This window comes from Chengkuizengella sediminis (genome assembly GCF_010078385.1).
GTDB lineage: Bacteria > Bacillota > Bacilli > Paenibacillales > KCTC-33759 > Chengkuizengella > Chengkuizengella sediminis.
The window spans coordinates 558,318-570,379 of record NZ_SIJC01000001.1; the positions used below are offsets into that span (position 1 = coordinate 558,318).

Below are 12,062 nucleotides of genomic sequence, written 5' to 3' on the forward strand. Positions count from 1 at the left end.
GCTGAAACTAATTATTCGTTAGAGATCTAAAATCTGTTACATCTTTTCCTCTAAGGAGATTAATAATTTCTTTAGTTCTTTTTTCATATGAACCAATTGCTCAACACTTGAAATATCATTTGCTTTTGAAATTCTTTTTTCAAATTGATCTATCGTATTTTTAATGGGAGATTTTCGTTGATATAAAACTTGCTTTATCATTAAATCCATATCGTAATTAGATCTTGACTTATCTTGCTGATGTCTGGTTCTATTCAGATTCTTCTGAATATCCTCCAAATGTTTCAAAGTTACTCTTTTCATTCTCTCCATAGTTTTGAAACTCATATCATATACCGCCCCAAAATTTCATTATTTCAATATCATATGAAGTTAGAGCAATCTTGGAATCAAACTTAATCGAAAAATTGTAAGAAATCATAATAAATCTGTTGCTAGCTGAGCCAAATGAGACCTTTCCCCTTTTTTTAGGGTAATATGACCACTAACCATTTCATTTTTAAATCTTTCAACTACATGTGTTAAACCATTACTAGAAGCATCTAAATATGGATGATCAATCTGTTCAGGATCACCCATAAGAACAATTTTACTACCTTCACCTACACGTGATAAAATGGTCTTCACTTCGTGTTTGGATAAATTTTGAGCTTCATCTATAATGATAAACTGATTCGGAATAGAACGTCCTCTTATATAGGTTAATGCCTCAACTTGAATACTACCTAATCCAGCTAATATTTTATCTAAATCACCTGATTTTTTTGTATTAAATAGAAATTCAAGATTATCATATATAGGTTGCATCCAAGGTCGTAATTTTTCTTCTTTTTCACCCGGGAGATATCCTAAATCCTTACCCATAGGTACGACAGGTCTTGCAATAAGCAATTTTTTATATTTATTTTCATCCTCTACTTTCAATAAACCAGAAGCAAGCGCCAGTAAAGTTTTACCAGTACCCGCTCTTCCAGTAATCGTTACTAGCGGGATATCATCGTTTAATAATAACTCTAGAACCATTCTTTGTTGTACGTTTCTTGCAGCAATCCCCCAAATCGGATCATTACTCAAATATAAAGCATCCAACTTTTTGATTTGCTCATCCACTTTTAAAAGAGCTGATTTCGAAGTTCCTAACTCATCTTTCAAAATAACAAATTCATGTGGATTTAAGTTATGTTTGAATTTTAAATGATCAATCGTTATATTTCTGAAAGTATAAAACTCATCAATAATTGAAGGATGTATATTCAACGTATTATACCCAGTATAATCGGTTGTTTTTTCAACTCGATCAGATAGATAATCCTCTGCTTTTATTCCCAAAACATCTGCTTTTATTCTTACAAGAGTATCTTTGCTGACTAATACTACAGATTTAGGGTGTGATTTTTCTTCCTCCTCTAATTTGTAATTTAATGCTACAGCCAATATACGATTATCATTAGTAATTTCTGCAAATATATTTTTCATTTTTAAAAAACTAAGATGATTAAGTTCAACTTTTAGTCGACCACCATTTTCCAACGAAATTCCTTCTTGAAGTTTCCCTTTTTCTCGAAATCCATCTAATAATCTCGATACATATCTTGCATTCCTTCCAATTTCATCAGCATTTCTTTTCTTTGAATCGATTTCCTCCAATACGATAGCCGGAACAATTACATCATGTTCTAAAAAGCTAAAAAGTGCGTTCGGATCATGTAAAAGAACATTCGTATCTAACACATATATCTTTTTCATTAAAATCTCCTCCGCTAAATGAGTTCAAAGTAGGAAATACATAGATAACAATCTAGAGGACAAACTAAAATAAAATACACGCATTTAAAATTTCTTTTACTTGCTAAGGTCGCATTACAAGTAAAATGGAAATTAACTGAAGGGGAGAAAAGCAATGAGAATGTTAATTTTATTTATGAGTTTGTTGTGTATACTCTTCGGATGTAATCAACAATCTGAAAATTACACTGATAAACAAACTGTCAAAGAACTTCAAACTTCATCAGAAAATAAAAATATGAATCAAGCAGAGGTGACAAAAAGGTTAGAAACACTAACCCTTTCTATACCAGAAGTGAATGCAGCAAATATTGTAGTAATTGGAAATACAGCACTAGTAGGTATCGATATTGATGGAACTTTAGAAAGGTCAAAAGTTGGAAGTGTAAAATATTCTGTTGCAGAAGCTTTAAGTAAAGATCCTTACGGTGCAAATGCAGTAATTACAGCTGACATGGATTTAAATGTACGAATTAAAGAAATCAGAAACGATATCATGAAAGGTAAACCAATTTCTGGTTTCGCTGAAGAATTAGCTGATATTGTAGGTCGAGTCATTCCACAGTTTCCACAGAATGCAATACAAAACCAGCAAAATAAGCAAATAAACAAGCCAAAAAATGAAGCAGATAAAAATCAACTTAACACCCATCAATAAAAGATGATCAACCTAATATTAGACATATATGTAGTAAGTTCACTTAATAATACTGAAATATCCTGCAAAAAGTGAAGAAATGCTTTGTAGCATATTCTTGTAGAATATACTTGTTACCTTTACGTAATAAAAACGGAGATTGGTTAGATCCCAATCTCCGTTTACTCAGCACTTTTTAATTGCTTCAAAAACCTGATTATCCAGCTTCTCTGCTGCCCTTTTGTCGTAGGTTTTTTCATATTCAGGTTCTGTAGAAATGCGCGCTCCGTAAAACATCACATCTCTTACACTTTTTATTTTTATCTCTATACAAGCTAATTTGAATGGCACTTCTTCCATTGCTTCAGTTAAAAGCTCAGCTGATCCAGCAATTTCATATACCGTTGCTGAAGCGAAAGTTGTTAAAGACACAAGCTTATTATTTTTTAGGTTATTAACAATTCTAGAGCGTTGATCAACGGCAAATCTAACTGTTATTGAATCCACTGCGTAAATCCAAGAAATAACACTACTTGTTGGTGAACCTGACTCATCATCCATCGTATGCAACAAAACTAATTTTTCTTTTTGGAGTTGAGAAAATATCGTTTCATTTAACTCGGTCAAAATATCTGTCACTATTCAACCCTCCTATTTATGTATCCACATCTCAGGTAAATTATAACATAGGATTTTTCATCGAACCACTTTAACTAGTTATATTTGGGGTTTGAATTAATTTCGTCTAAAAGTTTATCCACAATTTCTCGATCGAACTTTTTCGTTTTAACTTCACCTTGTTGAGTATATGTGATTTGATACATCAAATCATCATCTGACAAACACATATCAATATTTGTCAGATGGTGATCTTCTAAAAGGATGGTTTCAAAAAATTCTAATGTTTTTAATGCAGAGTTGTCGTTTGGACGTGCATTATAAACTACTTTCATTTGTAACCAGTTAAAAAAAGCATCTTGTAAATTCATAATTTATATATTCCCATCTTTATATAACATTTAATTTTTCTTTTTACGATCTTCGAAAAAATAACGGATGCGAACTGTGAACATGAGTGCAACTGCAATCATTAAACTAAAAATTATAGGTAAATCAACATCAATTTCAAATATTAATAAAATAAATGAAAACAGTGCAATGATTGAATAAATAACCAAGTCTTTTAATATTGGTAACTTTTTCACTCTAAACACCTTGTTAAACACATAAATAAGGCAAATAAAAATGATAATATATTTATACCAATGATCTTGGATAAATGCACCCCAATCAATAGGTTGAATATCTACTGGTTCAGCTGTTAATAAAAACATCTAAACCCCTCCTTACTATATCAATCATTAAACATTAAGCATTAGCTTTTGCTAATTTACGATTTTTTTCACTGCGTTCACGTTCACTTTTATTTAAGATCTTTTTGCGTAAACGGATAGATTCTGGTGTGATTTCACAATATTCATCTTCATTCAAATATTCTAATGCTTCCTCTAATGAAAAAATACGAGGAGTTTTCATTTTTACTGTTTCTTCTTTATTCGCAGTTCGAATATTATTTAGTGCTTTTTCTTTACAAATATTCACAACAATATCATTATCTCTTGTATGTTCTCCAACAATCATACCTTCATATATTTCTGTACCAGGTTTTAAGAATAACGTTCCACGATCCTCTACATTCAAGATACCATATAATTTACTTATTCCGGTTTCTGTAGATACCAGTACACCTTTTTGTCTCCCACCAACACCTTGACCAGCATATGGTGCATAACGTTCAAAGGAGTGATTCATTATTCCATATCCACGAGTCATAGTTAAAAATTCTGTTCCATATCCAATTAACCCTCTTGCTGGAATCATAAATTCAAGTCTTACTTGACCATTTCCATTGTTGATCATATTCTGCATTTCTGCTTTACGTGTTCCCAAACTTTCCATTACAGCACCCATGCTTTCCTCTGGTACGTCAATTAAAAGATGTTCCATTGGTTCACATTTTACACCATCAATTTCTTTAATGATGACTTCAGGTTTAGAAACCTGCAGTTCAAAACCTTCTCTACGCATATTTTCAATCAGAATTCCTAAGTGAAGTTCTCCTCTTCCTGATACAATGAAAGCATCTGGACTATCTGTATCTTCTACTTTTAAACTAACATCAGTTTCAATTTCTTTATACAGTCGTTCACGAAGTTTACTTGACGTAACATATTTTCCTTCTTTACCTGCAAAAGGACTGTTATTAACTAAAAATGTCATTTGAAGTGTTGGTTCATCAATTTTAAGCACAGGAAGGGCTTCAGGATTAGTAGGGTCTGCAATTGTTTCACCAATGTTGATATCTTTAATACCTGCGATAGCAATAATATCGCCTGCTCCAGCTTCTTGGATTTCAACTCTTTTTAATCCTTGAAAACCAAACAATTTTTCAATACGTGCTTGTTTGTGTTTTCCTTCTCTATTGATGACGGTCACAACCTGACCTTGTGAAATCTTACCACGATTTACACGCCCAACACCAATTCTACCTAAATATTCATTATAATCCATCAAAGTAACTAGAAATTGTAATGGTTCTTTTACACTTTCTTTAGGAGATGGAATATGTTCTGTAATCGTTTCAAACATGGAGAACATATTGTCTTCTTGTTTATCTGCATCTAAGCTTGAGGTTCCTTGTAATGCTGAAGCATAAACAACAGGAAAATCTAACTGTTCATCTGATGCTTCTAACTCAATAAACAACTCTAAAACTTCGTCAATCACTTCTGCAGGACGAGCATTAGGACGGTCAATTTTATTTAAAACGACGATAGGTGTTAAGTTTTGTTCCAAAGCTTTTTTGAGTACAAATTTAGTCTGCGGCATACATCCTTCAAAAGCATCTACAACTAATAATACACCATCAACCATTTTCATAATTCGTTCTACTTCACCACCAAAGTCAGAGTGACCTGGTGTATCTACGATGTTGATTAAATAATCTTTATATTCAATTGCTGTATTTTTTGCAAGAATTGTAATTCCACGTTCTCTTTCCAAGTCATTAGAATCCATCATTCTATCCTGAATTGCTTCGTTATCACGAAATACACCTGACTGTTGTAATAATTTATCCACTAATGTCGTTTTCCCGTGATCAACGTGAGCAATAATTGCAATATTTCTGATCATTTCTCTGTTAAACATGTTTGTTTTTTCCCTCCACTGTATAATAACAATCTGTATGAGTTCAACATAAAAATTGTTTATTTTTTTCATAAAATAAGCGTCGGACATACTCCGACGCTTTAAGCTAAATACATTATATTATGTGAAACAATAAAAAGCAATGTTTTTAAAATCATCTTCTGCCAAAAATCAACCATATTCCAAAGAGAATTAAAATACCTGCTATAAAGTAAATACCAATCGAATACAATAGTGAAAATGACATGAACACAATTGAAATGATTGTTAAAACAATCCCCGCTGTAAGTACATCTTTTGGATTTTGTCTGTTAAAGAAATAAAATTCAAATAAACCAACCGCAACACCAAAAACAAAGATCGGCCATAAATACTGCAAATAATGCCAATCCGTGAAATTCAGAAATAAAAACAACAAACCGTATGTACCAAGAATACCACCTGGAATTAGAACACCGGTTGGAAAGATTCTTATGAAAAATAATACATGAAATACGATGGACACGAAGATAAATATAAACGGCCATGAGAAATCAAAAACAAAATCAAAAGTATCTAATTTGAATAAAATTAATACGATTCCTATTGCTATAATGAGTAAACCTATTGTTGCTCGATTCCTTTCCATTATTATATAATTCCTCCCTCCAAATTATTTTTCCTTCTATTTTTAGCTGCTAATAATCAATAAAAGGTTGAATTATATGTCACAATACATCATTCAACACTAATTATATACCCTTACCATTGGTAAAAGTTGCATTAAACCCCTCTCTAAATATATATACGACAGCTATTTCAATAATCGAACAACCTTCTAATTCACTAGTAAAGTGAGTTAGAAGGTTGTTAATAAGAAAATGTTTTCTATGTCTTCTTAGAAAAGAATAATCCTGCTAATAATACAACCGCCGTACAAAAAGCTGGGATAAACCAATGCAATGAATGGTGAGTATCTCTAAGCAGTTCAATCGCTTTTTGATCATTTAATAACATTTCACCAGCAGTGTACCCTAAAATACCCGCACCAATATAAACTAAAAAAGTATATTTCTCAAGCAATTTCATAAAAAAAGTGCTACCCCAAACGATCAATGGAATACTCATACCAATTCCCAAAAACAATAAAATATAATCATCTTGTGCTATTGCAGCTATCGCTAACACATTATCTAAACTCATCACGAAATCTGCAACGACGATGGTCCAAATCGCTGCTCCAAGTGAAAAAACCTCCTTGACAGAATGGTCACTGTCATTGATCAGAAGAGCGATAGCAATGTACAACAAGAGTCCTGATCCAATAGCCTGAATATATGGGATATCCAGAAGAAAAACTGCACCTACAGTTAAAGCTAATCTAAGAAAAACTGCACCCAAGGCCCCCCACCACACTGCTTTTTTTTGCTGTTGTTGTGGAAGGTTTTTACTTGCTAATGCAATGACAATTGCATTATCTCCACTTAGTACAATATTAATAACAATGATTTCTACCATAATGAATATATTTTCTACCACTCATTACACCACCTACTACAGTTTGTACATGTTTATTCAATAAAAAGAGATTCATGTATTAAAGTTGTCCTTTGATTTTCTTGACGAATAAATTAACATTCATTTATAATGGTTGTAATGAGTTTAGGGGAGTAGCTGTCACAACAAAGTCGTCAATTCGGGAAAAATTTTCCCCGGCTTTGTTGGCAACAATACGTTGTTAGCAAGACCTTTACCAATACCATGGTAAGGGTCTTTTTGTTTGACTCTTACGATGAATAAAACTGAAGGAGCGTACACGGAATGGATTTTTTTACACTTGAATTTTTGTCTGCACTAATCACCATTATTTTTATTGATTTAGTTTTAGCTGGTGACAACGCAATAGTGATTGGTTTAGCTGCAAGAAACTTACCACAAAACCAACAGAAAAAAGTAGTCATTTTAGGAACGATAGGTGCTGTAGGTATACGTATTGTTGCAACGGTATTTGTTGTGTGGTTACTAAAGGTTCCATGGCTGTTACTCGCTGGAGGGCTGCTGTTAATATGGATCGCTTATAAACTTTTGGTTGAAGACGGTGATCATGATGTGAATGCTGCAAAAAGTTTGTGGGCAGCAGTATGGACCATTGTTGTTGCAGATGCATCGATGGGATTTGATAATGTTATCGCTGTCGCGGGGGCAGCAGAAGGAGAATTTATTCTTGTTATCCTGGGATTAATCATTAGTGTCCCAATTATCGTATGGGGTAGTACGTTGTTTATAAAAGTCATTGATCGTTATCCTGTTATCATTTATTTCGGTTCCGGCATCTTAGCTTACACAGCAGCAAAAATGATTACAGATGAACCAAAGTTAGTACACTTTTTTGAAAACAATGCCTCTTTAAAGTGGACCCTTGTTGCTGTAATTGTTATCGGTGTAGTAGCAATAGGTAAGCTAGTTAACGTAAGCAAAGAAAAAAAGAGAGCCCAGTTAAAAGGCTCAAAATAAATGACTTAGTTTTTCTTCTTCTTGATTAGAAACGATGATGGTTTCCGTATTTTCCACTGCATCTTCAATACTTTGCGGAAGCCATTCCATCGAGTCTTCAATTCTTTCAACTAAACCTAGATTTGGGTTTGTAGCTGGATTTTTAGGTAGGAAAATAGTACAGCAATCCTCATAAGGAAGTATGGAAGTCTCAAATGTATTAATATCTTGTGCAATTTTAATAATTTCGTTTTTATCCATCGTAATTAAAGGACGTAAGATTGGCATTCCAGTCGCACGTCCAATAACATTCAAGCTAGATAACGTTTGACTTGCCACCTGACCTAAATTATCTCCAGTAATGATGCCTAGATTTCCGTTCTTCTCAGCTAATTTTTCAGTAATTCGAAGCATCGCTCTTCTCATGAATGTAATGATTAAGTTCTTACGAGCATGTTCATTAAACTGTGTTTGTATTTCTGTAAACGGTACGATATGCACTTTCATTTTTCCAGAGTAATTCGTTAATTCTTTTGCCAAATCAATTACCTTTTGTTTAGCACGTTCGCTAGTAAAAGGTGCGCTATGAAAGTGGACTGCCTCTAGTTTCATTCCGCGTTTCATCGCAAGATAACCAGCAACAGGGCTATCAATCCCTCCTGATAACATTAACATAGATTTACCACTGCTTCCTAGCGGAAAACCACCTAATCCTGATATCGTCTCCGAATAAATAAATGTTCCTTCTTCTCTTACTTCTACTTTTAAAATCACATCTGGTTCATGAACATTTACTTTTAATCCTGGTGTATGATGTAATACATATCCTCCAATTAAGTGATTAAGCTCTTGTGAGTCATGAGGAAAATGTTTATATGCTCTGCGAACATTAACTTTAAAAGTATTTGGTTTTGGTACCAAGTTATTCATTAATTCTAGGCTTACTTCTCTCATTGCTTCAAGTTCTGTATCTACTTTTTTCACAGGACTAAACGATACAAGTCCAAAAATTTTTTTTAATTGTTCAGCAATGCCTTCAAATGACTCACCATTTAATTGAATATATACCCTACCATAGTTTTTTATAATTTGAATATTAGGATATGATTTCAAAAAATCACGAATATGAGTTAGAACTCGATTCTCAAAGACGCTTCGATTTCTACCTTTAAGTGTAAGTTCTCCCAAACGAAGTAATATATAATCTGGCTTCATCTTATTGTGTCCCCCTATTTTGTAAACCCTTTATAATCATGAACAACTTGCTTTAACTGATTACACAACGTATCAATATCTTCTACAGAGTGTTCAGCAGACATGCTAATACGTATACCGCTATTCGCATTATTCTCAGATGTTCCCATAGCTTTAAGTACACGGCTTGCTTTACTTTCACCAGAAGCACATGCAGATCTTGTGGAAACATAAATTCCTTTTTTTTCCAATGCGTGGACGATCACTTCAGATTTCATACCAGTAAATGAAAAATGTACGATATGAGGTGCCATATGTTCAGGATCAACTGATCCATTTAATTTAAGTTCAGGAATTTGAAGAATAAAATCTGTTAATTTTTTTCTTAAACGATACAAATGTTCGAGATTACCTTTCTGTTTATCCATTGAAATTCTTATTGCTTTAGCCATACCAACAATCAGTGGGACATTTTCAGTTCCTGAACGATAGCCTGCTTCCTGTCCACCACCTGACAATAAAGGAAATAATTTAATTCCTTTCCTATAGTATAATACCCCAACCCCTTTTGGACCATTTAACTTATGAGCAGAAACACTCATTAGATCAATCCCCCACTCTTCAGGATATAGAGGTATTTTACCTATACTTTGTATTGCATCAACATGAAAAAAAATACGTTTATGTTTTTTTAACAAACTAGCTATTTTTTTAATCGGCTGTATTCGTCCAACTTCATTATTTACATGCATAATACTCACTAAGATTGTTTCATCTGTAAGTGCATTCTGTAGATCTTCTATTGAAACTTGACCTGTATGATTCACAGGTAAATAAGTTACTTGATAACCTAATTGTTCAAGTTGTTTAAAGCTTTCATATACAGAGGCATGTTCAATTTCTGTCGTAATTAAGTGTTTCCCTCTGTTTTGATATTGAAATGCAACCCCTTTAATTGCCATGTTGTTGCTCTCAGTCCCTCCAGAAGTAAATATAAGCTGTTCTCCATTTACATCTAACGACTCTGAGATTACATGTCTAGCTCTTCTCATCAATTGTTCTGCATCTATTCCAAATTGATGAAGTGAAGATGGATTACCATAATAATTTTTCATAACCTCAAGGACAGTATCCGTCACTTCATTAAATGGAGGTGTTGTAGCAGAGTGGTCAAAATAATACATTTTTCATAAACCCCTTTAAAACACTATGATTTCACTCCTTCAACGATTTTACACTAATACACCCACAAAAGTGAAGTAAAACCTTTTAAGTTGCTCTCAGTTTGGATGCACACATAAGATATATAAAAAACAAACCCAATAAAAAGGGTTTGTTTTTTGTATATCCTAGGTGTATAAAGGTAATACCATATATGCGAGAAAAGCAATGACTCCCAATGCAATGGACCAACCGCCAAGTGTACGGCTCCCCTGATACCATGCAACAAAACCGAATACAGCAGCAGCAGGACCTAAAATCAAGGGATAAATAAACCATGATGCAAGTGCAAATACAAGGGATATTATGCCTAATGTAGTATTAGCACCTATATCTCTTGCCTCTTCCACATCAGATTGTATTGTCTCATTTCGTTCCCTATTGAAATTAGCTACATTAAAAGGAGCATATTCTTCAGCATATTCCTCATCAAATGGTTCAACATTATCATTAGATAAGTTATCGTTCATTTGATTTCGTTCATTTCTATTTCCGATGTTCATGTTTTCTGAATCCATGTTTGACCTCCTTTCAACAGGGACATGTTAAGACTTCTTTTTAAACGTGTGACAACACGTATTCGATTCCTTTGAAGCTTTATCCTGATGATTGGAATCAAAATTTTCGCCTGCGAATTCTTCATTAAAATTGATATTTGCATGTTCATCTACTTCAATATTAATTTTATCTGCATTACAGTTATTACCTGCTGCCCAATATTCACAATTTGCCACGCTGCATTTTACTTGCGGCATTATTGATCACCCCCATTTTTATTTTTCCGTATTGATGATGATCTATACTTAATAAATTTACCCATAACAAAAAAACCATCCCATAGGATGGTCTCCAACATCATCATTAATTTTTTATACACTTTTACCTTGTAATTTTTTCTCTGTTAAATAATCTGTTTCATAAAACGCAAGATCATCACGTAATTCCTCAAATGTTTTAGATAACCCTAGAATAAGATCTCTAATTTCACGTGATGGTTTTTTTCTAAATCGAATCGCATCTTGACCTGTATATGCATATCTGCCATCTTCTGCATAACATTCGTGCTTAGGGTAGAAAAATGAAGCTATACACTTATGGTATACATCAAACAAAACCTTTTCGGAAAAATCTAAATTAAAATTAGGTCTTCGTAAGCAGATTCCAATTTTCTCATAAAAAACTTCTGAAAACACAAGCAAATGCCGTACATCAGATAAAATATCTCGATAAAACTGTTCCATTTCAATATCATTGTCTATGTTTAGTTGAGTTAGCGAATGATGATTTAAAAATTCTTCTGTTTTATCAATGACTCCCTTTAATTTTCCTTTTGTAATTTCACATAAATTTTTTACATTGTCTTTAGTCATAAAAATAGATCCTCCTTAAACTGACAACCATCCTATAATGACTACATTTCAATCGTAACATAGATTGCACAGCTTTTCATGTAATTGATGTAAATGAAAATGAATAAAAGAACTGCTTTTTTTAGAATCTAAAGATATTCTATACCTACATCAATAAAGTTTCAATATATATT

Annotated in this window: 15 protein-coding genes; 2 read left to right on the forward strand and 13 right to left on the reverse strand. The window is 33.0% G+C overall.

Annotated elements, in window-relative coordinates; genetic code table 11:
- Nucleotides 1-36 precede the first annotated feature (36 nt).
- Both EPK97_RS02780 and EPK97_RS02785 read right to left on the reverse strand, forming a co-directional pair.
- Nucleotides 37-327: a hypothetical protein gene (locus EPK97_RS02780; RefSeq protein ID WP_162035064.1), complete on the reverse strand. Its 291-nt coding sequence runs from the start codon at nt 325-327 to the stop codon at nt 37-39.
- A gap of 90 nt (nt 328-417) precedes the next feature.
- Complete coding sequence (locus EPK97_RS02785; RefSeq protein ID WP_162035065.1) at nt 418-1,746, reverse strand: PhoH family protein; 1,329 nt, start codon at nt 1,744-1,746, stop codon at nt 418-420.
- Nucleotides 1,747-1,900: 154 nt separating this feature from the next.
- Here EPK97_RS02785 and EPK97_RS02790 point away from each other — a divergent pair, with 154 nt between their 5' ends.
- On the forward strand, nt 1,901-2,443 hold the full coding sequence (locus EPK97_RS02790) for a YhcN/YlaJ family sporulation lipoprotein (protein WP_162035066.1): 543 nt from the start codon (nt 1,901-1,903) through the stop codon (nt 2,441-2,443).
- A gap of 165 nt (nt 2,444-2,608) precedes the next feature.
- On the opposite strand, the gene EPK97_RS02795 is transcribed toward EPK97_RS02790, so the two are convergent.
- The 6 genes from EPK97_RS02795 to EPK97_RS02820 form a co-directional block, all read right to left on the reverse strand.
- Nucleotides 2,609-3,061, reverse strand: a complete 453-nt coding sequence (locus EPK97_RS02795) for a pyridoxamine 5'-phosphate oxidase family protein (protein ID WP_162035067.1) — start codon at nt 3,059-3,061, stop codon at nt 2,609-2,611.
- Between the two features lie 74 nt (nt 3,062-3,135).
- Nucleotides 3,136-3,411, reverse strand: a complete 276-nt coding sequence (locus EPK97_RS02800) for a hypothetical protein (RefSeq protein ID WP_162035068.1) — start codon at nt 3,409-3,411, stop codon at nt 3,136-3,138.
- A 30-nt stretch (nt 3,412-3,441) separates the two neighbouring features.
- On the reverse strand, nt 3,442-3,756 hold the full coding sequence (locus tag EPK97_RS02805; RefSeq protein WP_162035069.1) for a YlaH-like family protein: 315 nt from the start codon (nt 3,754-3,756) through the stop codon (nt 3,442-3,444).
- Nucleotides 3,757-3,790: 34 nt separating this feature from the next.
- Nucleotides 3,791-5,632: a translational GTPase TypA gene (gene typA / locus EPK97_RS02810; protein ID WP_162035070.1), complete on the reverse strand. Its 1,842-nt coding sequence runs from the start codon at nt 5,630-5,632 to the stop codon at nt 3,791-3,793.
- 154 nt (nt 5,633-5,786) lie between these two features.
- Nucleotides 5,787-6,260 carry a hypothetical protein gene (locus EPK97_RS02815; protein ID WP_162035071.1) on the reverse strand — a complete coding sequence of 158 codons (474 nt, stop codon included), beginning with the start codon at nt 6,258-6,260 and terminating at the stop codon, nt 5,787-5,789.
- 239 nt (nt 6,261-6,499) lie between these two features.
- Complete coding sequence (locus EPK97_RS02820) at nt 6,500-7,150, reverse strand: YjbE family putative metal transport protein (protein WP_162035072.1); 651 nt, start codon at nt 7,148-7,150, stop codon at nt 6,500-6,502.
- Between the two features lie 282 nt (nt 7,151-7,432).
- On the opposite strand from EPK97_RS02820, the gene EPK97_RS02825 reads away from it, so the two are divergent.
- A complete protein-coding gene (locus tag EPK97_RS02825) occupies nt 7,433-8,125 on the forward strand; it encodes a TerC family protein (RefSeq protein ID WP_162035073.1) in 693 nt (230 codons plus the stop codon).
- On the opposite strand, the gene thiI is transcribed toward EPK97_RS02825, so the two are convergent.
- The 5 genes from thiI to EPK97_RS02850 form a co-directional block, all read right to left on the reverse strand.
- Nucleotides 8,117-9,319, reverse strand: coding sequence for a tRNA uracil 4-sulfurtransferase ThiI (thiI, locus tag EPK97_RS02830; protein ID WP_162035074.1), 1,203 nt, complete (start codon nt 9,317-9,319; stop codon nt 8,117-8,119). The two genes, EPK97_RS02825 and thiI, sit on opposite strands and share 9 nt — an antisense overlap.
- Before the next feature lie 14 nt (nt 9,320-9,333).
- The gene (locus tag EPK97_RS02835; protein WP_162035075.1) at nt 9,334-10,482 is read right to left on the reverse strand and encodes a cysteine desulfurase family protein; all 1,149 of its coding nucleotides are present in this window, start codon (nt 10,480-10,482) and stop codon (nt 9,334-9,336) included.
- Between the two features lie 165 nt (nt 10,483-10,647).
- The gene (locus EPK97_RS02840) at nt 10,648-11,037 is read right to left on the reverse strand and encodes a DUF4190 domain-containing protein (protein WP_162035076.1); all 390 of its coding nucleotides are present in this window, start codon (nt 11,035-11,037) and stop codon (nt 10,648-10,650) included.
- A 27-nt stretch (nt 11,038-11,064) separates the two neighbouring features.
- Complete coding sequence (locus EPK97_RS02845) at nt 11,065-11,274, reverse strand: DUF1540 domain-containing protein (protein WP_162035077.1); 210 nt, start codon at nt 11,272-11,274, stop codon at nt 11,065-11,067.
- Between the two features lie 114 nt (nt 11,275-11,388).
- Entirely contained in the window at nt 11,389-11,889 is a 501-nt protein-coding gene (locus tag EPK97_RS02850; RefSeq protein ID WP_162035078.1) for a YpuI family protein, read from the reverse strand.
- Between the last annotated feature and the right edge of the window lie 173 nt (nt 11,890-12,062).